Origin of the sequence: Actinomadura sp. NPDC049753 (genome assembly GCF_040674655.1) — a bacterium.
Classification (GTDB): Bacteria; Actinomycetota; Actinomycetes; order Streptosporangiales; family Streptosporangiaceae; genus Spirillospora; species Spirillospora verrucosospora.
Genome location: NZ_JBFARL010000015.1, coordinates 1 through 22708 on the forward strand (window position 1 = coordinate 1; position 22708 = coordinate 22708).

The window sequence follows — 22708 nt, forward strand, 5'->3', positions numbered from 1 at the left end:
CCCCGGGTCGGCCTCCACCCCCCCCCCCCCCCGGGCCCGCCCGGCGGGGCCGCGGGCCCCCCCGGGGGCCCCGGCGATTCCGGGCGAAGGCGCAGGGCTCAGGCGGGGGCGGGGCTGTCGCGGCGGAGCCGGGTCCGCCGCATCATCCGCTGGAGGTCGTCGGTGGTGACGATCCCGAGCAGGTGGTGGTCGGCGGCGACGGCCGCGACGAGGCCGCCCGCAACGGGGGCCATCTGGAGCAGGGCGTCCGCGGGCTGCTCCGGGTCGACGATCCGGTCGGTTCCGAGCGGGACGCTCAGATCGCCCAGGGTGACGCCGGACTCCCGCTCCGGGACGCGGGACAGCCGGTCCACCGTGACGGCGCCGACGGGGTCGCCGGACACGCTCACGACCGGGAACACCGTCTGGTGTGACCGCAACGCCACGTCCTGGACGAACGCGGCCGCGGGCTGCCACGCCCAGCCGTGGTCGGGGTCGCGCGTCATGACGTCGGCGACCCGCAGGTCCTTCGCGGCCTCGCGCAGGTCGGTGAACCGCGCCTCCGCCCGCGCCGAGCCGGCGATGAACCAGCCGATCACGGCCAGCCACAGCCCGTTGAACCAGCTCCACAGCAGCAGCGTCAGCAGACCTGCGCCGATCATGACCTGGCCGAGCACCATCCCGGCGCGCTGGGCGCTGCGGGTCGCGGCCGCCCGGTCCCCGCTCCGGCCCCACAGCAGCGCGCGCAGGATGCGCCCGCCGTCCAGCGGCGCCCCCGGAAGCAGGTTGAACACCGCGATCAGGATGTTGGTCGCCGCCAGCCAGCTCAGCGAGGCGGTGACGATGACGGGGGCGCCGAGCGCGTGACCGGCCGCCCAGGCCCCGGCGAACACCGCCCCGGCCACCGCGCTGGTCAGCGGGCCGACCCCGGAGATCTGGAGATCGTCGCGGGCGGTGCCGGGTTCGCCGTCCAGTTCCGCGAGGCCGCCGAGCGCCCACAGCGTGATCGAACCGACCCGCACGCCGCGGCGGCGGGCGACCAGCGCGTGCCCGAACTCGTGCGCGGCCAGCGAGCCCATGAACAGCACCGCGGCCACCACGGCCGCCGTCCAGCGCGCGCCGGAGGACGCGCCCGGGTCGGCGGTGGGCAGCACCGAGCGTGCGAGGATCTCGGCGATCACCAGCATGATCACCAGCACCGACCAGTGCATCCCGACCGGAATCCCGCGGAAGGTGCCGAATCTGAACGTCTGCTTCATCGCGAGCCTCCTACCGATACCACCAGGCTCGCGCGAGGGCCCGCCGGACGGTCAGAGGCGAATTGCCCCTACTTATAGGTCTTTGGGCCTCCCTGCCGTGACCTGCCTTTGTGACGGGGCCGCGCATACCGTGGGAGCGATCAAGATCAGGCGCGGACCGGCGGCGCCGAAGGTCCCCGGCGCGGCGGACCTTGGTCCCTGGCCCGAGCCGGGCACGTCCGCGAAGGCTGGAGGGAGGCCGGGAGAGGGCGTGTGATCGTCGGAGGAGCCATGTCCGCACCGATCGTCGTGGGGACCGACGGGTCCGTCGCCGCGGCCCGGGCCGTCGACTGGGCGGCGTGCGAGGCGGCGCTGCGGCACCGGCCCCTGCACATCGTCCACGTGGCGGAGATCTGGCCGTACCAGGTCCGCCGGTTCGACCTGCCGGGCCCGTCCGAGCGCTCCTCGCCGGCCGGGCACGCCGTGCTGCTGGAGGCCGAGGGCCGCGTCCTGGAGCGCAGGCCGGAGCTGCGGGTGACGACGGCCCTGACCGTCAACGCCACGGCGGACGCGCTGCGCGAGGAGGCGGAGAAGGCGTTCGAGCTGGTGCTCGGGCACCGCGGGCACGGCGGCTTCGCCGGGCTCCGGCTCGGCTCGGTCGCCCTGCGCATGGCGGGGCGGACCGCCGTCCCGCTGGTGATCGTGCGCGGCGGAGACGCCGACGGCGGCGAGGTCGTCGTCGGGCACGACCTCGCCGAGGAACCGGGAGAGGCGCTCAGGTACGCCTTCGACGCGGCCGCCGTCCGGGGGGCGCGGCTGCGCGTCGTGCACGCATGGCAGCTGTCCGTGGACATGGCCGAGGCCGGATACGCCCTTGACGAGGAGCGCCTCAACGACGAGCGGCGGGCGCGGGTCATCGAGGCCTACGCCCCCCTCCACGAGAGGTATCCGCTGGTCGATGTGGTCAACGACGTCCTGGTCGGGCACCCGGTGTCCGAACTGACCAGGGTGTCGCGCACGGCGGACCTGGCCGTCGTCGGCGCGCACCCCCGCCGCTGGGGGCTGTTCCGGCTCGGCTCCGTCGGCCACGGGGTGATCCACCATGCCGAGTGCCCGGTCGCCGTCGTCGGCGGGCCCCGGTAGGGCGCCGGCCCGATCCGGCGGTCACCGTCCCGGGAGAGGACCTTCGCCGGCGGCCCGGTGCCCCGCGGCGAGTTCCTCGTGGAGCCGGTCCCGAACTCGCCGGAGGCGCGTGCTCAGCCGGACGGGACGGGTTTCGGGGGCGCGAAGCCGCGCGATCCGGTCGGGAAGGGCGGCGGTCTCGGCGGCGCACCTTTCGCGCGCGGTCGCGAGCGGCTCGGGGTCCGCGACGCGGCGCCCCGCCTCCATGACGGGGACGAGCAGCGGCTCCATGCCGTCCGGAGCGGGCTCGTCGCGCAGCGCGACCACGTCGCCGTCCGGGCCCCGGTAGACCTGCTTGGCGCACGGTGCGGTGATCTTGCCGGCGGACAGCTTCATCACCGGCCGGTCCTCGTAGGCGACGAGCTTGTAGGCGCTGTCGAGGTAGGGGGCGTCCGCGGACACGCCCATCCTGGTCCCCACCCCGTACACGTCGATCGGCGCGCCGGCCGCGGCCAGGTCCGCGATCCGGTGCTCGTCCAGCCCGCCGCTCGCCACGATCCGCGTGCCGGTCATGCCGGCCTCGTCCAGCATCGAGCGGGCCTTGACCGCGAGGTCGCCGAGGTCGCCGGAGTCGAGCCGGATCCCCGCCAGGGCGGACAGCCCCGCCCGGCGGGCCGTGCGGATGGCCGCGGCGACCCCGCCGAGCGTGTCGTAGGTGTCGACCAGGAGCGTGGTGCGCTCGGGGAAGTCGGCGGCGAAGGCCGCGAACGCCTCGCTTTCGCCGGGGAAGGCCTCGATGTAGGAGTGGGCCATCGTGCCGGTCGCCGGGACGCCGTACCGCCGGGCGCCCTCGACGTTGCTGGTGCCGGCGAAACCGGCGAGGTAGGAGGCCCGCGCGACGGCCATCGCCGCGTCCACGCCCTGCGTGCGGCGGAAGGAGAAGTCGATGACCCGCGCACCGGCGGCCGCGCGCACGCAGCGGGCGGCCTTCGTGGCCACCGTGGACTGGAACGTGATGTGGTTCAGCAGCACGGTCTCCACCAGCTGGGCCTCCGCGATCGGCGCGGTGACCTCCAGAAGGGGTTCGCCCGGGTAGACGACGCGTCCTTCGGGGACCGCCCGGACCTCTCCGGTGAACCGGAGGCGCTCGAACGCGCGGAGCGAGGCGTCGTCCATTCCCTGCTCCACCGCCAGGTAGTCGAGGTCCTCCCGGGAGAACCGGTAGTCCTCGACGAACGACAGGCAGTCCTCCAGCCCGGCGGCGATCAGGAAACCGCGGTCGCGGGGCAGTTCGCGGACGAAGAGGCTGAACGTCGCGGGCCCGGCCATGCCGCGGCGCAGGTAGCTCGCCGCCATCGTCACCTCGTACAGGTCGGTCAGCAGTCCGCCGCTCATAGGGTCCGTCCTCGCGCCCGTCGATCCGCCGCCGTTCGGGTCGAGCCTTCCCCGCCCGGGCGCGGCCGCGCGCCTCCATCGGTCCCGCGGACCGGGGCCGAAGGTCCCTCCGGGCAGCCTGAGCAGCGGATTCGGGACTTCCGCCCCTAGGGGCGCTCCGGCCGCCTTCCGACGATGGAGGGTGAACGGCCGAGCGAAGGAGGATCGTCATGAAGGCCAAGGAGTGGAGCGTCGAGCTCCATATCACCGAGGAGGGCATGGACACCGTCGCGCACGCGGTCCTGTTCAGCGGTGGCGAGAAGAGGACCACCGGGCGCGGGCACGCGCGCCGCAACCCGGCCGACCGCGAGGTTCCGGAGATCGGCGACGAGCTCGCCGTGAGCCGGGCGCTCGCCGATCTGGCCGGCAGGCTCCACGGTGTCGCGGACAAGGACATCGCCCAGCTCGCGGGACCTGCGTGAACGTCGGGGGATCGCGCTCTTCGCCGAGGTGAGCCGCATGGGCCGGGATCCCATCACCAGGGCCGTGTGCCCGGCCCCCCGCCGAATCTGGACGACTACGAGAAGGCGCCGACCGCTTCCGCTGGGACGAGGCGCGCGCCGCGATGGACGGCGCGGGGCTGCGGTCGTGGTCGGCCGCCGCGACCGCAGGGATCCGCTCATGCCGCTGGGGTCGGTGACCCCAACACGGTCATCCACCGGTGCCGCTGCCCGGTGCTCATCGCGCGGCCCGCCTGACGGCCGCCCGCCCGGCGGGCCTCACGGACCTCAGGCCGCCCAGGTCTCCAGTGCGAGCAGGTCGCGCATCGAGACCATCCCCACCAGCCGACCGTGATCGTCCACTGGCAGGTGGCGGATGCCCGCGTCCAGCATCCGGCGCGCGACGTCCCGCGCGTCCTCGTCCAGGCCGGCGGTCTCGACGTGCGCCGAGGCGTACCCCGCCGCCTCCTCGGTCGCCGGGTCGGCCGACGAGGCGAGGGCCCCGGCCAGGTCGCGCTCGGTGATGATCCCGGCGACCCGCTCGCCGTCGAGCACCGCCAGCGCGCCGACCTTCCTCTCGATCATCCGCCGCGCGACGTCGGCGAGCGGCTCGTCGGCCCGGCAGGCGAAGACTGTCGGCCGGTAAACGTTGCTGACCAGCATGTTCCCTCCCCGTTGGATCGGTGGCTCCGGCCGTCCGGGCGGACGCCCGGACGGCCGCGCGCTTCTCAGCCCGTCCCGCCGCGCGCCGAGGCCCCCGCGGTCGCCTCGGTCCCGCGCCGCCCGGCTCCTTGGGCGGGCACCACCGCCACCGGGCAGAGCGCCTCCTGCAGCGCGGCCTGGGTCACCGGACCCAGGAGCGTCTGGGGCCCCGAGCCGATCCCGCGCGCGCCCAGCACCAGCAGCGCCGCGCCGCGGGCGGCGCCGATCAGGGCCTGCCGCGGAGTGTCGACCACGAACTCGGTATCGAGCGGCACCTGCGGGAACCGGCTCCGCCAGGGCGCGACGTCCTCCTCGAACCGCGCCGTCGCCTCGCGCCTGATCATTTGGGGGTCGCTGAAGGGGACGCGGTCCGGCCCGCGGAACGCGGCCGGGTCCCACCAGCCGCACACGGCCGTCACCGATGCGCCGCGCAGCGCGGCCTCCTCGAAGGCGAAGCCGATGGCGGACTCGCCGCCCGTCGAGCCGTCCACGCCCACCACCAGCCGCTCGCGGCCCCGGGGGGCGGACGGAAGGCCGGGCCCGACGACGACGACCGGGCGGTCGGAGTGGGACGCCACCTGGAACGCGGTGGAGCCGACCGACAGGCCCTCGAACCCGCCGTGCCCCCGCGATCCGAGCACGACCAGCGCGGCGTCGCGCGACGCCTCCAGAAGCACGGCCGAGGCCCACCCCCGCTCCAGGCGCCAGCGGACGTCCAGGCCCTCGGCGAGGCCGTGGGCCTTGCGCACGCCGTCGTCCGCCACGATCGCGCCCGCACCGCGCAGGACCTCCAGCGTGTCGTCGTCCGGCTGGCGCAGCGGATAGGGCCAGTGCCAGGCATGGCAGACCGTGAGGGGCAGGTGACGGAACCGCGCCTCCCGCACCCCCCACCGGAGCGCCTCGTCCGCGACGGGCGACCCGTCGTACCCGACCAGGACGGCGCCCGTCCTCTCTTGATCGTTCATGGCCGATCCCTCCCCCTGTCGGTGTATCCAGCCTTCCTCCGGGCGGAAAGGCGCAGGCAGGGGCCGCTGTCCCCGGTTCGAGGGACCTTCGGCCCTGAAAGCAGGCAGGAATGCGGACAGAATCGACAAAGTGCCCGCAAATCCATGGCTCGCGGGCGTGGTTCGGGGTGCGCTCCGGGGAATGATCCAATTTGTACCGTTTGCTCCCCGTGCAGAGGGCAGAGGGAGATGACCCATACGTCGCCTGCGCTCAGGCGCGAGTACGAATCGAGTGACGCGCAGCGCATCGCCCACGACCTGGCCGACCAGATCACCCGCCGCCTGTTCGGCATCGGCCTGGAACTGCACGCTGCCCTGGCCCGCATCCAGGACCCCCACGCCACCCTGCGCGTCCGGACGGCCCTGACCGGACTGGACGACACCATCGACGACCTGCGCCGTGTCGTCTTCGACCTCCACGCCGCTGCCCGGAACCCGGACGCCGCCGACCGCTGAACCCGCGCCCTGCCGGGAGGTCGGTTACGTTGGAGCGGTGCGCGCACGAGACCTCGCCGTCGAATACCCGACCGTCACGCCGGACAGCGGTGCGCTGGACGCGGCGCGGCTGGTGGCCGAGCACCGGCTCGCCGGGCTGATCGTGGTCGACCCCGGCCGCCGGCCCGTCGCGGTGATCCCCGCTTCGCAGCTGCTGCGGTCCATCATCCCGGCGCACGTTCGCGACGACCCCGCCCTGGCCCGGGTCTACGACGAGAGGCATGCCGACATGCTGTGCGCCAAGCTCGGCGAGAAGCGCGTCGCCGATCTGCTCGGCGAGGAGCGCAAGGCGCTGCCCGTCGTCGACGCCGACGCCACCGTCATGGAGATCGCCAGCGTCATGGCGGCCGACCGCAGCCCCGTCGTCGCGGTGAGCGGCGAGGCCGACCGCACCGACGCGCCGTTGATCGGCGTCATCACCGTCGCCCACCTGCTCGACCGGCTCCTGCCCGACCGGCCGCCGAGCTGAGCCGAGGGTCCCGCCGGCGCCTCCGCGGGTTCATCGCGTGAGCGGGGTCTCGGCCTCCACGCGGGTCAGCTTCTCGGGATTGCGGACGTAGTAGAGGCCGGTGATGCGGGCGTCTTCGACGCGGGCCGCAAGGATGCCGTCGAGCTCGCCGTCCAGCCGGAGGACGAGCGCCGGGTTGCCGTTCACCACGGTCTGCTCGACGGTGACCGTTCTCGTCACCCTGCCGGTGCCGCCGATGATGTAGCGGGCCACCTTCTCGGCGCCGGTGACCGGCCGGAGCGCCGCCTGCTTGAGGCCGCCGCCGTCGCCCACCAGCACGACGTCGGGGGCGAGCACGTCGAGCAGCCCCTTGAGGTCGCCGGTGTCGAGAGCGCGCCGGAACGAGTCCAGCACGGCCCGGGTCTCGGCCTGCGAGACCGCCTCGCGGGGGCGGCGGGCGTCGACGTGCCGGCGGGCGCGGTGGGCGATCTGGCGGACGGCGGCGGTGCTCTTGCCGACCGCGGCCGCGATCTCCTCGTAGCCGACGTCGAAGACCTCGCGGAGCACGAAGACGGCGCGTTCGGTGGGCGCCAGCGTCTCCAGGACGAGCATCAGCGCCATCGACATGCTCTCGGCGAGCTCGACGTCCTCCGCCACGTCCGGCGAGGTGAGCAGCGGCTCGGGAAGCCAGGGCCCGACGTAGGCCTCCTTGCGGCGCGTCATCGTCCGCAACCGGTTGAGCGCCTGCCGGGTGGTGATCCGGACCAGGTAGGCGCGCCGGTCGCGCACCTCCGCCAGGTCGACCTTGACCCACCGCAGCCAGGTCTCCTGGAGGACGTCCTCGGCGTCGGCGGCGGAACCGAGCATCTCGTAGGCGACGGTGAAGAGCAGGTTGCGGTGGGTGACGAAGTCCTCGGTCGCCGGATCGGCGGCGTGGTCGCTCACGGATTCATCCTTCCTGCGCGGGTCGTCCACAGGACACCGCGGACGGCCCGTCCGTAACACCGGCGCGAGTGTGCTCCGTCACAGCGGCGCATGCGGCCGCCTCAGCGGACGGGCGTCCCGGAACCGGAGGCCGGGCGCGCGGCGGGGTGCGTGTGGTGCATGCCCGGCGACCGTTACACGATATAGGGCCTGGCCAGCCGACGGCCTCCACGGGCGGGCCGGTGCGGGCCGGGTCTCGGACGGCGGTGCGGCCGTCAGTGGAGGCGGTGGTGGAGGGGCGCGGCCAGTTCGACGGTGCTCAGCGTCAGCGCGACGGTGTAGTCGATCAGGTGGTCGCGGTCGACGTCCAGGTCTCCGCGGAACCAGGTGGTGAACAGCTCCCAGAGCCCCGCGGTGAGGGTCAGGCCGGTCAGCTCCACGTCGACGTCGGGAAGCGGGACGTGGTCGAGGGTCTCGTGGGTCTGGGCGGCGAAGATCGCGGCCATGGTCCGGATGATCTCGATCCGCCGGCGCTGGAGGAGGGGGGAGGAGGGGAAGGCGTGGGTGAGGATGTGGGCCCGGCGCGGGTCGGTGGTCAGGAAGTCGAACACGGCGGTGACCACGGCGCGGGTGCGGGCATGCGGATGCCGGGGCGCCCGGCGGGCGGCGGAGAGGATCACGTCGGTGCCCCGGGCGACCTGGTCGTCGACGATCGCCAGGAGGAGGGCGTCGCGGTCCGGGAAGCTCTCGTAGAAGTAGCGGTCGTTGAGCCCGGCCTCGGCGCACACCTTCCGCACGGTCGTGGCGGCCCACCCCTGGGTGCCCAGCAGTTCCAGCCCGGCCGCCAGCAGCGCGGCCCGGCGGCGGGCCCGGCGCTCGTCGGCGGGCACGCCGCCGTAGGGGCGTGCGCGGGGCGTCTGGGACGTCACAGCCCGATTGTGCCGCATCCCTTGACTTCCTCCGCAAATCTGGAGACGGTACTCACCAGATATTTCTGGTGTGTTGCCTCACCAGAAGCTCGGTCGCGACGAGACGGGAGCGTGAGGCCCGGTGGCCACGGAGATCCCCCCGCAGCTGACCCTGGCGGACATCGACCTGAGCGACCTGCGGTTCTGGGCCCGCCCGCTGGAAGAGCGGGCGCGGGCGTTCGCGCTGCTGCGCGCCCAGCCGGGGCCGGTGTTCTTCACCCTGCCCAAGCTCCCCTTCCTCAGGCAGAGCCCGGGGTCCTGGGCGCTGGTCCACCACGCCGACGTGACGGAGGCCAGCCGCCACCCGGAGATCTTCAGCAGCGAGCCCAGCGCCACCAGCCCGGCCGACATGCCGCGCTGGATGGACGGCTACTTCAACTCGATGATCGACATGGACGACCCGCGGCACGCCAAGATCCGCCGGATCGTCTCCCGGGCGTTCAGTCCCAAGATGCTGGCCAGGGCCGAGGACGACATCGCCCGGCGCGCCGCCCGGATCGTGGACGAGCTGGTCGAGGCCGGCGGCGGCGACTTCGTGTCCGGGGCGGCGGCGCGGCTGCCGGTCGAGGTCATCTGCGACATGCTCGGCATCCCCGCCCGGCACCACCGGCGGGTGGTGGAACTGACCAACATCATCGTCGGCTACAGCGACCCCGAGTACGTGGGCGCCACCATCGAGTACAGGGACGGCGCCCCGAAACCGGGGCGGCTCGGCACGCTGCGCATGCTGGGCACGGTGGCGTCCGCGGGGTGGCGGCTGCACCGGCTGGCGGCCCGGCTCGGACGCGAGCGCAGGGCGTCCCCGACCGGCGACCTGACCTCCGCGCTGGTGAACGCCAACGTCGACGGCGAACGGCTGACCCCGCGCGAGTTCGCCACGTTCTTCCTGCTGCTGGTGGTCGCCGGGAACGAGACCACCCGCAACGCGATCGCGCACGGCCTGAAGCTGTTCACCGAGCACCCCGACCAGCGCGAACTGCTGCTGGCCGACTTCGACGGACGCATCGCCGGGGCCGTCGAGGAGATCGTGCGCTTCAGCAGCCCGGTCATCTTCATGCGGCGCAACCTCACCCGCGACCATGAGATGAACGGCCACACCTTCCGCGAGGGCGACCGTGTGACGCTGTTCTACTGGTCCGCCAACCGCGACGAGGCGGTCTTCGCCGACCCCGACCGGTTCGACATCACGCGCTCGCCGAACCCCCACGTCGGGTTCGGCGGCCCCGGGCCGCACTTCTGCATGGGCGCCAACCTGGCACGGCGAGAGATCACCGTGATGTTCCGCGAGCTGTTCACCCGCCTGCCCGACATCGCCGCGGGGGAGCCCGACCGGCTCATGTCCGGCTTCATCAACGGCTACAAGCGCCTGCCCTGCACCTTCACCCCTCCGCCGTCGCGGCGCTGAAGGACCGAGGCGCGGTTCACTGCTGGCCGGGCACCGGCGGCCGGTCCGAGGGCTCCGCCTCGTCCCGCCCGACCTCCCGGTCGGCGGCCGCCCCGTCGGCGGGCCGGGGGACGTCCCCCTTCCGGCGCGCCCCGTCCGGCCGGGTGCGGGACGGCCGGATGTTGCGCCAGCGGATGAAGGGTTCGACGCCGCGGGCGATCAGCGGCCCGGCGATGGCCAGCATCAGCACGTAGGCGGCGGCCAGCGGCCCGAGCCGGGGGTTGATGCCGTCGGACACCGCCAGCCCGGCGATGACGATGTTGAACTCTCCGCGCGGGACCAGTGCCGCTCCGGCGCGCAGCCGCCCGCGGGCGGCCACGCCCGCGCGGCGGGCGGCCAGCCAGCCCGAGGCGAGCTTGGTGGCGATCCCGGCGAGGGCGAGCAGCGCGGCCACGCCCAGCACGGGGGGCAGCTGGCCGGGGTCGGTGTGCAGGCCGAAGAACACGAAGAACACCGCGGCGAACAGGTCCCGCAGCGGAGCCAGCAGCTCGCGCGCGGTGTGGGCCAGCGGGCCCGACAGGGCGATGCCGACCAGGAACGCCCCGACCGCCGCCGACACCTGCAACTGCTGGGCCACGCCGGCGACCAGGAGGGTCAGGCCCAGCACCTTCAGCAGCAGCACCTCGTCGGTGGGGCTGGCCACGAACCGCTCCACCAGCCGGCCGTGCCGCAGCGCGACGTACAGGATCAGGGTGATGGTGGCGGCGGCGATGCCGAGCGTGGTCGCCCCGGCGGCCAGCGAGGCCCCGGCCAGCAGCGCGGTGAGGATCGGCAGGTAGGCGGCCATCGCCAGGTCCTCGAACACCAGGATCGACAGCACCGCCGGGGTCTCCCGGTTGCCCAGCCAGCCGAGGTCGCCCATGACCTTCGCGGTGATCCCGGACGAGGTGACGTAGGTGATGCCGCCGAGCGCCACCGCGGCGACCGGCCCCCAGCCCAGGACCAGCGCCACCGCCACCCCGGGAGCGGCGTTGAGCACGAGGTCGGCCAGTCCTGCGGGAGCCGAGGTGCGCAGCGTTCCGACGAGCTCGCCCGCGGTGTACTCCAGCCCGAGGGTGAACAGGAGCAGGATGACCCCCACCTCGGCGCCGAGCGAGACGAACTCCTCGCTGGCGCCGAGGGGCAGGATGCCGCCCGAGCCGAAGGCGAGCCCGGCCACCAGGTACAGCGGGATCGGTGAGATGGAGAAGCGGACCGCCATCGCGCCCAGCAGCCCGAGCGCCAGGACGATCGCCCCTAGTTCGATCAGTTGTGTCGCGGCGTGCACGGTCCTGTCACCCGCCGTGCAGGATGGCCGCGACGGCGGCCGTCCCCTCGTCGGTGCCGACCACCACCACGACGTCCTCGGCGCGGAACTCGAAGTCCGGGCGCGGGCTGGCGATGACCTCGCCGTCGCGCACCACCGCCACGATCGAGGCGCCGGAGCGGGTGCGGGCCCGGGTGTCGCCCAGCCGGCGTCCCGCGAACGGCGAGGCGGCCGTCAGCAGGATCTGCTCGGTCACCAGCCCCTCGACCTGCCGGTTGAGCTCGGCCAGCCGTTCCACCACCCGGCCGGTGCCCAGCAGCTCGGCGAGGGCGTTGGCCTCCTCGGCCGCCAGCGCCACCGACACCACGCAGGTGTCGGGATCGTCCTTGTCGTAGATCACGAGGTCGCGGCGGCCCGTGCGGTGCGACACCACCCCGATCTGGCGCCCCCGCCCGGTGGTGAAGACGTGCCGCAACCCGATGCCCGGCAGCGATGTCCGCTCGACGTCCATGACCCTCTCCCGCCTTCTCCGTGATCTCCGTGGCCGCACGAAGGATGCCCCGGCACGCCCGTGCGCCGGACCCGGCCGTCCCTGAGCGCCGCCCAGGGGGTTTCGGACATGGTTCCAGAACCGACCGGAACACGACCTTAGGCGAAACCCGCCCATGGAAGCGCAGCCCACGGTGCCTGGCGAGCAGGGTCATCGGCTGGTCGCGGGAGACTCCGGCGTCCGGGGAGACCCCTGCCGCGGAGGGCGGCCCGGGTCCCGGTGCCGGGGCGTTGCCGGGTGCCGGCGCAAATGAGGGTTGAGGAGGCCGACGGAGACGACCGCGGCCGCCGCCGCCAGGCCGCCCGCCAGGAGGGCCGGGGGCGCGGAGGCGGCGGACGCGAGCAGCCCTCCGCGGAAGTTGCCGAGCTCGGGGCCGGCGACGCCGATGACGTGCTCGACCGAGGAGACCCGCCCCCGGAAGTGGTCGGGGGTCTCGACCTGGATCAGGGCGCCGCGGGTGATCACGGCCACGGTGTCGGCCGCGCCGGCCGCCGCCAGGCAGGACAGCGCGAGCCAGAGGGGCCCGGCGAGACCGAAACCGGCGAGGGCCAGCCCCCAGGCGGAGGCCGCGACGAGCTGGGCGAGGCCGCGGCGTCGGAGGCGGGTGACCGTCCCCGAGAACAGGCCGGCGCCGAGCCCGCCGACCGCGATCGCGGACAGGAACAGCCCCAGCGTCCGGGGATCGCCGCCGAACCGGAGCTCGTTGACCATGGGGAAGAGCGCGACGGGCATGGCGAGGACGGTCGCGGCGAGGTCGACGCCGAAGGACCCCCACAGGACCGGGTGCCGCAGGACGATCCGCCAGCCTCCCGGGAGCGGCCCGCGGCGTTCCGCTCCCGCCGGCCGCTGATCCTCGGCGCGCCTGACGGGCATCGCGGGCAGCCGGATCACGGCCGCCATCGACGCGGCGGTGGCCAGCGCCTGGACCGCGTACGCGGCGGGGTAGCGCCACTGCGCGAGCACGAGCCCGGCGACGGCCGGCCCGACCAGCATGGACGCCTGGAACGCGACGCTCTGCAGGGCGAGCCCGGCGGCGACCTGGTCGGAGGGCAGCAGCCGGACGGGGAAGGTGCGCCGGGCCGGCGCCCCGAGCGCCGCGCACCCGGACTCGGCGGCGACCAGGGCCAGCAGCAGCGTCACCGACCGGTTCCCGGCGGCGGCCTGCGCCATCAGGCCCAGGGACGCCAGCGCCTGGCCGCCGGTGGCCGCGCGGACGAGGCTCCTGCGGTCGACGGCGTCGGCCAGCGATCCGCCGACCAGGCCGAGGACGAGCATGGGCACACCCGTGGCCAGGCCGATGGCCCCGGTCCACAGCGGGCTGCGGGTCAGCTCCCAGACCTGCTGCAGGACGGCGACGACGGCGATCTGACGGCCGATCGAGGCGAGCGACGACCCGACCCACAGGGCGCGGAACGGCCGGCTCCCGCGCAGCGGACGGACGTCGATGAGCCGTTCGCGTAGGGCCACGGCTAGGGCCCGGCCGGGGCGGCGGGCCCCCGGGGCGCGGGATCGGGCGGCACGGCGCCGAGGTGGGAGAGGATCCTGTCCTTCATCGGCCGCCGGGCCAGCGCGCGCTCCAGCTCGGCGACGACGGCGCTGAGCCGGTGCGGCACCTCGTCGTCGAGTTCGGCGACCGCCGCCTCGGTCGCGCGCCACTCGGCCTCCAGGAACGGGACGAGGGCGCGGCCGCGGTCGGTCAGCGAGACGCGGCGCGTGCGGGCGTCGGCGCCCGGCTCGGAATCGACCAGGCCCTCTCGGCGCATGGCCGCGATCGTCTGGCTCATCGCCGAGTGGGAGCGGTCCAGCGAGGCGGCCAGTTCGCGGATCGTGAGCGGGCCGGTGTGCGCGAGCCGGATCAGGGGGTAGGCGAAGCGGGGGCGGACTCCCCGGATGCCTCGGTCGGTGTACAGGGATTCGATCTGGGCGTCCAGGCCGGCCAGCAGGGTGTGCAGCGCATGCCACCGCCCCGGCGTCGCGGTCGGGTCCGAAGATGTCACAGCGCTAATATAACAGTGCTCATGCATATCTGGCCCCTCCGGACCACGCTCAGCCGGGCCGTGGTGGGTAGAAGAGCAAGGAATCCGAGGACCGGGAGGGCGTCTGCGGTGAGCTCACAACCCGAGATCGACACGACCGTGCCGCATTCGGCCCGGATCTGGAACTTCCTGCTGGGCGGTACCGACAACTACCCCGTCGACCGGCAGGCCGGAGAAAAGATCTTCGCGGTCTTCCCCGGGATGGTCGCCATGGCCCGGCAGTCCCGGCGGATGCTGCGCCGGGTGGTGCGCCACCTGGCGGGGGAGGCGGGCGTCCGCCAGTTCCTGGACATCGGGACCGGGCTGCCCACCATGGACAACACCCACGAGATCGCCCAGCGGCTCGCCCCGGCCTCCCGGATCGTCTACGTCGACAACGACCCGCTGGTGCTGACGCACGCCCGGAAGCTGCTGACCAGCACGCCCGAAGGCGCCACCGACTACATCGAGGCCGACGTCCGCGAACCCGAGTCCATCCTCGCCGAAGCCTCCCGCACCCTCGACTACGACGAGCCCGTCGCACTCATGCTCATGGGCATCCTCGGGCTGGTGGGCGACTACGACCAGGCCCGTTCGATCGTCGGCCGGCTCATGGCGGCGCTGCCGTCCGGCAGCTACCTGGCCGTCTACGACGGCACCGACAGCGACCCCGCCTACGTCGCGGCCATCCGCACCTACAACTCCGCGAGCGGCGCCGTCCCCTACCATCCTCGGACGCAGGAGCAGATCGCCGGCTACTTCGACGGCCTGGAGCTGCTGGAACCCGGTGTCGTGCCGGTGACGCGGTGGCGGCCCGACCCCGACCAGGACGACGTCCCCGAGGTGTCCTGCTCAGGCGGAGTGGCCCGCAAGCCCTGACGCGCCGCTCCGCGATGAGGAGCCCGGAATGGTCGTCTCCCGATTTCCGTAAAATGTTTGTTCTCTGCTTTTCGTGGCGAAGTCCCGGCCATCTCATGGGATGCCATGCATTGCGGTAAAGAATGACTTCGTGTCTTGCCGCGAAAGCGGCAATGCGGGGGTCTCGGCGTGATCGTGTGTTCAGATGAACGCGGAAGAGAGATCGCTTCGGACCTGCGTGAGGAGTCAACGGCATGAGGCATCGGGGAGCTTGCATCACGGCGGCGGTCGGCGTCGTCGCGGCCGTCGCGTCATTCGGGCACGCGTCGGCGGCGGACCGTCGTCCGGGATCGGTGCTGGTCCGCGAATCGTTCACCGGAGCCACCGCGGACTCGCGCTTCGTCGGGTACGGGGCGGCCTGCCTGACGGGCGCGCCGAGGGGGAACCCGGCGGCCGAGGCCACGAACCACCGGCTCAGCGGCTGCCGCCGTGACCCGGTCGGCCCCGTGCCGCCGGGCGACGCGGCGACGCGCGGATACCTGCAACTCACGGACGCCCATTTCGAGCAGACCGGCGCCGCGCTGTTCGACTCGCCCGTTCCCGCGCGCGGCGGCCTGGAGGTCACCTTCGAACAATGGCAGTACGGCAACACCACGCGGGCTCCGGCCGACGGGATCTCGTTCTTCCTGACCGACGGCGCCCGGGGCCTCACCACGCCGGGCGCGTTCGGAGGGAGCCTCGGTTACGCCCAGAAACTCCCGGGCGGCAGGGCCGGCGGGCAGTTCGTCCCCGGAGTCGACGGCGGGTACCTCGGCATCGGGCTCGACGTGCTGGGGGACTACTTCGGCGACGGTGAAGGGCGCGGGAACGGCTGCGAGCGGCGTTCCCCGGCCGGGACGGCGTTCCGTCCGCCCGCCCCAGGCCCCAACGTCGTGACCGCGCGCGGCCCCGGGAACGGCTCCACCGGATACTGCCTGCTCGCCGCGACCACCAAGAACAAGACGAGCAGGGGCCCCTGGCGATCGTCGCTTCCGGGGAGGCTCCACGGCGACCTGAAGACGATGCCCGCCGGCGTCACGCCGAGCCGAGCCGAAAGGCTGCTCGAACCGGTGAAGCGAGTCGTCCGCGTGTCGGTGCCGCCCGGCCCGCATCCGGTGGCGACGGTCGACGTCGACTTCCGGGACGGCGCCGGCTTCAAGCGGGTGCTGAGGTTCCCCGCTCCCAGCCCGGTTCCGAACACCGTCAAGTTCGGCTTCGCCGCGTCCACGGGCCCGCTCACCGACGTGCAGCTCATCCGCCGGGTCACCGTCCGCTCCCAGCGCAACTGATCGTCCCTGCCGCGACGTCGAGAGAACGACTATTGACCCGCGGCCCTTGCACGCGGGCGGGCCGCCCGGCGCTTCCCGCGCCGCGGCGGCCCCGCCGCGGCGGGGCGTCCGGCGGCGAGCAGGACGCCGGCGCCGCCGAGCACGAGGCCGGCGATCACCAGGGGGTGCAGCGCCTGACCGGTGACCAGCCAGGCCAGCACCGCCGTGACCGACGGGGTCAGGAAGAACACCGTGCTCACCCGGGTCGCCGACGAGCGCGCCAGCATCCGGTTGAGCAGCAGGAACGCCGCGATGGAGTTGACGAGCACCATCCACGCGACCGACCCTCCGAACGCCGTCCAGTCGGACACGCGCGGGGTCTCCACGGCCAGGCTGAGCGGTCCCACGGCCGCCGCCCCGACGAGGACCTGCGTGGCCGTCCCGGTTCTGACGTCCATGGCGGGGACGAAGCGCTTCTGGTAGAGGGTGCCGAGGCTGAGTCCGCCGAGGCCCGCCAGGCACAGCGGGATTCCCCAGACCGACACGCTGACCCGGTCGGCGACCGCGAGCACCACGCCCGCAGCGCCGAGCGCGAACCCCAGGGCCTGCCGCCGGTCGACGGTCTCGCCCAGCAGCCGGGCGGCCAACGCGATCACCACCGGATTGAGGCCCTGGACGAGCGAGATCACCGCCGCCGGATAGTGCAGGGAGAGGGCGGTGTAGAAGCAGCCGAACTGCACCGCCTGGATGAGCAGCCCCGTGACGGCGACGTGCGCCAGCGCCCGCCCGCGCGGCCATCGGGCCCGCGTGACGAGGGCGTACGCCGCGAGGAGCACCCCCGCGACGGCGAACCGCGCGAACATCAGAAGCAGCGGCGGGGCCGACCTGACGCCGGGGACGCCCGCCACGAACGCGCTGCTCCACAGAACGGTGAACAGGGCGGGCGCCAGCACCGCGCCCGCCCGCGTCCCGCGGCGGCCGCCCCTTCTTCGGGCGGGGGCGGGCTCGCGAGCGCCGGTCGGCAGGGGAGGAGCGGGCGTCCCCGGCTTCATGAGGGTCCTTCCGTTACGGGGGCAGGCGCGACCGGCCCGCCCGGCCGCATGGCGGCACGGGCGGGCGGGCCGGCGCGTCAGCCGGTGGGAGAGGGGGTCAGGACGCGCGCAGGGCGGACCGGCGCAGATCCCACAGGGTGTCGTCGGAGGTGCAGACGCCCGCGGCGCCGTGGCGCAGCGCCTCGGAGACGTCCGCCTCCTCCTGGACGAAGCCGGCGGCCAGGTACGGGACGCCGAGCTCCCGGGCCTCGCGTTCGACGTAGCGCAGCATGACCGCGGGCATGAGCTGGACGAGGTCCGGGTGGGACCGGCCGATGGACTGCACGCTGCGGTGCAGGTTCGACCGGTCCGTGACGAAGACCTTCTGCATGGTCAGCAGGCCCAGCCCGCCGGCGCGCTCAATGATCGCCGCGCGGGTGGAGCAGATCCCGATCGCCCCGATCCCCTTGAGGAAGGTCAGGGCCCCCGGGTCGTGCCCCAGGCCCGGCGTCGAGTCCATGTTCACGAAGACGATCTTGCGTGCGGCGAGCGTCGCCGCCACCGTGGCCTCCAGCTCGCCGAGCGGGACGGACGCGAGGATGCCGAGCGGCGCCGACCGGGAGGCGAACCGGCCGGCCGCGGCGGCCCCGACGATGGAGGCCATCACCGGGTGCTCGGCCAGCGCGGCCAGCAACCGCGGATCCACGGGACGTTTCGGACGAAGGCCCATCAATACACCCTATTTATCCTCAGAGGTCCTCGGAGAACCCGGGCAGGCCCAGCTTCCCCGGGTTCATGATCCCGTGGGGGTCGAGGGCTCGCTTGACCGCCGCCAGGGTGCCGAACCCGCTGCCCAGCGAGGGCCGCACGTAGGGGGATCGGAGCAGGCCCACGCCGTGGTGGTGGCTGATCGCGGCGCCGTGCCGGACGAGCACGTCGTTGGCGGCGTCCCAGGCCGCCCGGTACCACTCCCGCCGGCGGGAGCGTTCCACGTCGCCGCGCAGGGAGAAGTACAGGCAGGCCCCGTCGGTGTAGGCGTGGGACTGGTGCGCGGAGGCGCGCAGCGTCCCCGGAACGGCTTCGACGGCCGCGATCACCTCGTCGTAGAGGGCCGAGAGCGACGACCACGGCGCCGCGATCTCGCAGGTGTCGGCCACGAAGCCGGGCCCCTTGGCGAACCCGTCGCCCGACTTGCCCACGATCATCCGCTCGTCGAGCCAGCGCGCCAGGACCGCGTCGCCGTCCAGCGCCACCGGGGCGCGGGCCGCGCAGACCTCCTCGGCGACGGCCATCGTCGCGTCCACCAGCGCCGGGTCGCCCTCATCGGCGATCAGCAGCAGGTTGGTGTCCGGCTCGCCGAAGTGGGTGCCGCTCTCGTGCGCGTCGTACAGGCGCAGCACCGCCGGGGTCGCTCCGCGCTGGAGGATCTCGCGGCAGGCGTCCAGACCGTCGGAGAACGTGGCGAAACCGTACGCCAGGCCCGACGCGTACTCGGGCAGCCGGTGGGTCCGCAGCCGCAACCGGGTGATCACGCCGAGCGTGCCCTCGGAGCCGATGAACAGCTGCCGCAGGTCGGGGCCGACGGCCGCCCGGGGGTAGGTCCCGAAGCTCGCGGACGATCCGTCGGGCAGGACCACGTCCAGCCCCACGACCATGTCCTCGATCTTGCCGTACCGGGTGGAGAGCTGGCCCGCCCCGCGGCAGGCCGCCCAGCCGCCGACCGTGGAGATCGCGAACGCCGACGGCCAGTGCCCCGCGGTGGCGCCGTGGACCTCCTGGAGCTCCTTCTCGAACAGGTCGCCGAACATTCCCGCCTGCACCTCGACGATCATCGATTCGGCGTCGAAGGACAGGATCCGGTCGAGCCGGCAGACGTCCAGCACGACCCCGCCGAACACCGGCAGCGCCGCGCCGAGCACGTTGCTGCGTCCCGCCGACACCGTCAGCGGGACGCGGTGCGCGGCGCAGATCCGGACCACGGCGGCCACCTGCTCCTCGTCGGCCGCCTCGACGACCACCGCGTCGGGGGTGGCCGGGCGTCCGTCGGTCTCGCCGATGGACGTGCCCGCCCACCAGTCGCGGGTCCGGCGGACCACCTCGTCCCGGCCGGTGTGCACGGCGGCCGCGGCCGCGCGCAGCTCGGCGAGGACCGCCTCGGACACCGCGACCGCGCCCTGCTGCAGGCTCGCCTCGCCGTCGCCGGGCGGGCAGTCGGCGGCCCAGCGCGGCGGGGTGGGCGCCCCGACGACGTAGTCCCCGCGGTTGAAGGGGTGGGTGATGGTCTGCCTGCTGATCAACTGTTCTCCTCCATCAGTACGGTCCGCTCCCGCTCCACGCCGGAGACGTAGTCCTCGATCTGCTTCCCGGCCTCCTCGTCGGACAGCCCCAGCTCCCGCTGCAGCAGCCGCGCGACCTCCGGGGCCGCCTTGACCGACAGGTCGCGGGCGAACAGCCGCATCCGGGTGCGGCGCGACAGCACGTCGTCGACGGTCCGCGCCAGCTCGCACCGGGCCGCGTACACCACCTCGGCCCGCAGGTGGCCGCCGCCCTCGACGACCGGCTCGGCCAGGGAGGGGTCCTCGGCGATGAGATCGGCGACGAAACGGGCCTCGGTGCCGTACCGCTCGCCCAGGTGTGCGCCGAGGCCCCCGGTCGCCGAGGTGGCCTCCGCGTCGTAGCCCGCCCCGCCCAGCAGCGGGAGGCGGACGGTGCGGCAGCGCGCCTTGCGGCCGAGCTCCTTCAGCGCCTCGTCCACGACCAGCTCGCCCATGTGGCGGCTGGTGGTGAGTTTGCCGCCGGTGACGGTGACGAGCCCGTGCGCGTCGGTGGCGATCCGGTGGTCGCGGCTCATGTCGAGGGTGGCGCCCTCCTTGCCCCCGACGAGCGGGCGCAGCCCTGCGATCGACCCGACGACGTCCTCCGCGCGCAGGTCGGCGTCGAACGCGGTGTTGGCCCCGTCGAGGAGGTACTGCATCTCCTCCCGCGTGCACAGCACCTCGTCCAGCGGCCCGTCATAGTCGGTGTCGGTGGTGCCGACCACGACCACGTCGCCCCAGCGGGTGCACGTGGCGCGGCGGGCCCGGCCTGGGACGGGCACGGTCACGGTCCCGTCGATCGGCAGCCGGGTCCACGGCACCACGATGTGCACGCCCTTGGCGGGACGGACGCGCGGCCGGTGGCCGGGATCCGACAGCGCGTCGAGCGTGTCGGACCAGACCCCCGTCGCGTTGACGACCACCCCGGCGCGCACCTCGACGTCGCGGCCGTCGACATGGACGGTGGCGCCGCGCACGCGGCCGTTCTCGCGGATCAGGGCGCGGCAGGCGGCGCCGTTGAGGACGGTCGCGCCGAAGTGCGCGGCGGTCCGCGCGATGGTCAGGGTGAGGCGGGCGTCGTCGGTGCGGCTGTCGTAGTAGAGCAGGCCGCCCCTGAGGCGGTCGGCGCGCAGCCGGGGGGCGCGGACCAGGACCTCCGGCACCGTCAGCCGCTGGTGGAGCCGCCCGATGCGCCAGCCGCCCGCGAGGTCGTAGGTCCACAGCAGGCCCTCGAACGCCTTGGCGATGCGCGGGTCGAACACGCCGTCCTGGGTGAGCACGGGGAACACGAAAGGGAGCCGCTGCACCAGATGGGGGGCGTTGCGGCGCAGCCGCTGCCGTTCCAGCAGCGAGCGCCGCACCAGCGGCAGGTTGCCCTGCTCGATGTAGCGCAGGCCGCCGTGCACCATCTTCGAGGACTTGGAGGACGTGCCCGAGGCGAAGTCGTCCCGTTCCACGAGCGCGACCCTCAGCCCCCGGCTGACGGCGTCCAGCGCGGTGTAGCAGCCGGTGACGCCGCCGCCGACGACGAGCACGTCGAACCGCTCGGCGGCGAGCCGCTCGATCTGCGTGCCGCGGTCCAGCGCCAGCGGGGTGCGGCGGATCGCGTTCCTCGTCTCTGACCTCGCCTTGCGTTCGGTAAGCCGGATCACGACGTCGATTCCTTCGTTGAGTGGGTGGGGACATGGCGGGCCAGCAGGTCGCGCCACGCGGCGCGGGCCTCCCGGCGGTCGCCGTCGGGGAGCGAGGGCTCGAACACCGGGGCGGTGCCGAGCCCGGCGACCGCCGAGGCGAGGTCGGGCCACACGCCCGCGCGCACGCCGCCGAGGTAGGCGGCGCCGCGCAGGCTGGCGGTCTCATGGGCGAGGGCGCGGCGCACCGGACGCCCGATCAGGTCGGCCTGGGCGGACATCAGGACGTCGCTGCCGGCCAGGCCGCCGCCGCAGACGAGGTCGGTGACGGGCCGCCCCATGGCCGCCTCCACGCCTTCCAGCAGGTCGCACACCGAGTGCGCGAATCCGTCGAGGACGCCCCGGGCGAGCTCGGCCCGGGTGGTGGACAGGCTCAACCCGTCGAGGAGCCCGGTGGCCTCCGGCGCCCAGACCGGCGTGCGCAGCCCCGCGAGCGCGGGCACGAACCGCACGCGGGACGGCCCGGAGTGCTCCCCGGCCAGTTCGGTCAGCCGCCGGGGCGACTCGAACAGCCCGATCTCCTCGCAGAGCCAGCGCACCGCCGAGCCGGTCGTCGCGGCGAACCCCTCCAGGCTGAACAGCGGCACGCCGCGCGAGCGCCAGGCGACCAGGGTCAGCACGCCGGGCACCCGGTCGCGGTGGGCGGGCGGCCGGTCGCCCGCGACCGCGTCCAGGAACGTGCCCGTCCCGTGCACGCACATCGCCTGGCCGGGCCGGTGGGCGCCGAGCGCGACCATCGCCGCGTGCTGGTCGCCCATGACCGCCAGGATCGGCAGCCGCACCCCGAGGACGGACGGGTCGGTGGAGCCGAAGTCCCCGTCCTCGTCCACGACGGACGGCAGGATGTCGGGCGGGCAGCCGAGGAAGTCCGCCCAGGGCCCGTACCAGCCGCCGGTCCGCAGGTCGTAGGCGCCGGCCGCGACGGCGTTCGTCGCGGACATGACGTGCCGGGCGCCGCCGGTGAGCTTCCAGACCAGCCAGGTGTCGATCGACCCGAACACCAGCCGGCCCCGCGCGTGCGCCCGCCGCGCCTCCTCGTTCCGGGCGACCTCCTCCGCCGCCCACAGCAGCGGGGCGCGGGACCCGACCGGCCGCCCGGTGAACTCGGCGAGGCGCTCGTCCCAGTCCGGCTCCCACTCCCGCAGCCGTTCGGCGTAGCGGCGGTCCTGCCACACCACTGCGGGACTGAGCGGCTCCCCGGTCACCGCGTCCCACAGCAGGACGGTCGCGCGCTGTGTGGAGACCGACACCCCCGCGATCTCCACCCGGTCCGCGGCCGCCCGCTCCAGGGCCGTCCGGCAGACCCGGACGGTGTTCTCCCAGATCTCCGCCCCGTCCTGCTCCACGCGCAGGTGGTCGGGGGAGCGCACCGAGATCGGAAGGTACGCGGCCGGGGCCGCGCCGCCGTCGTCGAGGACGACGGCGGCGCGGGTCCCGGTGGTGCCCTCGTCGATGCTCAGCACGCCGCGCCGGCGCTCTCTGATCATCCGCGAAACA

22 protein-coding genes are annotated in these 22708 nt (G+C 74.1%); 7 read left to right on the plus strand and 15 right to left on the minus strand.

Going from position 1 to position 22708, the window contains the following annotated elements; genetic code table 11:
• Positions 1–98 precede the first annotated feature (98 nt).
• Entirely contained in the window at positions 99–1238 is a 1140-nt protein-coding gene (locus tag AB0K37_RS06515; RefSeq protein WP_363975774.1) for a site-2 protease family protein, read from the minus strand.
• Positions 1239–1508: 270 nt separating this feature from the next.
• Between AB0K37_RS06515 and AB0K37_RS06520 the strand changes: the two genes are divergently transcribed.
• Entirely contained in the window at positions 1509–2360 is an 852-nt protein-coding gene (locus AB0K37_RS06520; RefSeq protein ID WP_363975777.1) for a universal stress protein, read from the plus strand.
• A gap of 21 nt (positions 2361–2381) precedes the next feature.
• On the opposite strand, the gene AB0K37_RS06525 is transcribed toward AB0K37_RS06520, so the two are convergent.
• A complete protein-coding gene (locus tag AB0K37_RS06525; protein ID WP_363975780.1) occupies positions 2382–3734 on the minus strand; it encodes a nicotinate phosphoribosyltransferase in 1353 nt (450 codons plus the stop codon).
• 209 nt (positions 3735–3943) lie between these two features.
• On the opposite strand from AB0K37_RS06525, the gene AB0K37_RS06530 reads away from it, so the two are divergent.
• Positions 3944–4195 carry a DUF1876 domain-containing protein gene (locus tag AB0K37_RS06530; RefSeq protein WP_363975783.1) on the plus strand — a complete coding sequence of 84 codons (252 nt, stop codon included), beginning with the start codon at positions 3944–3946 and terminating at the stop codon, positions 4193–4195.
• A gap of 306 nt (positions 4196–4501) precedes the next feature.
• Here the strand turns inward: AB0K37_RS06530 and AB0K37_RS06535 are convergent, their stop codons facing one another.
• Together AB0K37_RS06535 and AB0K37_RS06540 are read right to left on the minus strand one after the other, a co-directional pair.
• Positions 4502–4876 (minus strand): CBS domain-containing protein, encoded by a 375-nt coding sequence (locus AB0K37_RS06535; protein WP_363975786.1) that lies wholly within the window; start codon positions 4874–4876, stop codon positions 4502–4504.
• Between the two features lie 65 nt (positions 4877–4941).
• Complete coding sequence (locus AB0K37_RS06540; RefSeq protein ID WP_363975789.1) at positions 4942–5880, minus strand: universal stress protein; 939 nt, start codon at positions 5878–5880, stop codon at positions 4942–4944.
• A gap of 228 nt (positions 5881–6108) precedes the next feature.
• Here AB0K37_RS06540 and AB0K37_RS06545 point away from each other — a divergent pair, with 228 nt between their 5' ends.
• Positions 6109–6375 (plus strand): histidine kinase, encoded by a 267-nt coding sequence (locus AB0K37_RS06545; RefSeq protein WP_363975792.1) that lies wholly within the window; start codon positions 6109–6111, stop codon positions 6373–6375.
• 37 nt (positions 6376–6412) lie between these two features.
• On the plus strand, positions 6413–6883 hold the full coding sequence (locus tag AB0K37_RS06550; RefSeq protein ID WP_363975794.1) for a CBS domain-containing protein: 471 nt from the start codon (positions 6413–6415) through the stop codon (positions 6881–6883).
• A 30-nt stretch (positions 6884–6913) separates the two neighbouring features.
• Here AB0K37_RS06550 and AB0K37_RS06555 read toward each other — a convergent pair whose 3' ends face one another.
• The gene (locus AB0K37_RS06555; protein ID WP_363975797.1) at positions 6914–7807 is read right to left on the minus strand and encodes an RNA polymerase sigma-70 factor; all 894 of its coding nucleotides are present in this window, start codon (positions 7805–7807) and stop codon (positions 6914–6916) included.
• 254 nt (positions 7808–8061) lie between these two features.
• On the minus strand, positions 8062–8715 hold the full coding sequence (locus AB0K37_RS06560) for a TetR/AcrR family transcriptional regulator (RefSeq protein ID WP_363975800.1): 654 nt from the start codon (positions 8713–8715) through the stop codon (positions 8062–8064).
• 121 nt (positions 8716–8836) lie between these two features.
• On the opposite strand from AB0K37_RS06560, the gene AB0K37_RS06565 reads away from it, so the two are divergent.
• Positions 8837–10159, plus strand: coding sequence for a cytochrome P450 (locus tag AB0K37_RS06565; RefSeq protein ID WP_363975802.1), 1323 nt, complete (start codon positions 8837–8839; stop codon positions 10157–10159).
• Positions 10160–10175: 16 nt separating this feature from the next.
• Here the strand turns inward: AB0K37_RS06565 and AB0K37_RS06570 are convergent, their stop codons facing one another.
• From AB0K37_RS06570 to AB0K37_RS06585, 4 genes are all read right to left on the minus strand, one after another.
• Positions 10176–11465 (minus strand): cation:proton antiporter, encoded by a 1290-nt coding sequence (locus tag AB0K37_RS06570; RefSeq protein ID WP_363975805.1) that lies wholly within the window; start codon positions 11463–11465, stop codon positions 10176–10178.
• Between the two features lie 7 nt (positions 11466–11472).
• The gene (locus AB0K37_RS06575) at positions 11473–11955 is read right to left on the minus strand and encodes a TrkA C-terminal domain-containing protein (RefSeq protein ID WP_345172146.1); all 483 of its coding nucleotides are present in this window, start codon (positions 11953–11955) and stop codon (positions 11473–11475) included.
• A gap of 189 nt (positions 11956–12144) precedes the next feature.
• On the minus strand, positions 12145–13461 hold the full coding sequence (locus tag AB0K37_RS06580; protein WP_363975808.1) for an MFS transporter: 1317 nt from the start codon (positions 13459–13461) through the stop codon (positions 12145–12147).
• 2 nt (positions 13462–13463) lie between these two features.
• Complete coding sequence (locus tag AB0K37_RS06585; RefSeq protein WP_363975811.1) at positions 13464–13991, minus strand: MarR family transcriptional regulator; 528 nt, start codon at positions 13989–13991, stop codon at positions 13464–13466.
• A gap of 108 nt (positions 13992–14099) precedes the next feature.
• Here AB0K37_RS06585 and AB0K37_RS06590 point away from each other — a divergent pair, with 108 nt between their 5' ends.
• A complete protein-coding gene (locus AB0K37_RS06590) occupies positions 14100–14888 on the plus strand; it encodes an SAM-dependent methyltransferase (protein WP_363975814.1) in 789 nt (262 codons plus the stop codon).
• Positions 14889–15121: 233 nt separating this feature from the next.
• Positions 15122–16195: a hypothetical protein gene (locus AB0K37_RS06595; protein WP_363975817.1), complete on the plus strand. Its 1074-nt coding sequence runs from the start codon at positions 15122–15124 to the stop codon at positions 16193–16195.
• Between the two features lie 29 nt (positions 16196–16224).
• Here the strand turns inward: AB0K37_RS06595 and AB0K37_RS06600 are convergent, their stop codons facing one another.
• The 5 genes from AB0K37_RS06600 to AB0K37_RS06620 all read right to left on the minus strand — a co-directional run bounded on the left by AB0K37_RS06600 (position 16225) and on the right by AB0K37_RS06620 (position 22698).
• Positions 16225–17226, minus strand: coding sequence for a DMT family transporter (locus AB0K37_RS06600; RefSeq protein WP_363975818.1), 1002 nt, complete (start codon positions 17224–17226; stop codon positions 16225–16227).
• 97 nt (positions 17227–17323) lie between these two features.
• Positions 17324–17935 carry a glycerol-3-phosphate responsive antiterminator gene (locus AB0K37_RS06605; protein ID WP_363975821.1) on the minus strand — a complete coding sequence of 204 codons (612 nt, stop codon included), beginning with the start codon at positions 17933–17935 and terminating at the stop codon, positions 17324–17326.
• 19 nt (positions 17936–17954) lie between these two features.
• A complete protein-coding gene (locus AB0K37_RS06610) occupies positions 17955–19502 on the minus strand; it encodes an FAD-binding oxidoreductase (protein ID WP_363975823.1) in 1548 nt (515 codons plus the stop codon).
• Positions 19499–21172: a glycerol-3-phosphate dehydrogenase/oxidase gene (locus tag AB0K37_RS06615; RefSeq protein WP_363975826.1), complete on the minus strand. Its 1674-nt coding sequence runs from the start codon at positions 21170–21172 to the stop codon at positions 19499–19501. The genes AB0K37_RS06610 and AB0K37_RS06615 overlap by 4 nt, the downstream gene beginning before the upstream one ends.
• Entirely contained in the window at positions 21169–22698 is a 1530-nt protein-coding gene (locus tag AB0K37_RS06620) for an FGGY family carbohydrate kinase (RefSeq protein WP_363975829.1), read from the minus strand. Before AB0K37_RS06620 ends, AB0K37_RS06615 begins: the two co-directional genes overlap by 4 nt.
• Between the last annotated feature and the right edge of the window lie 10 nt (positions 22699–22708).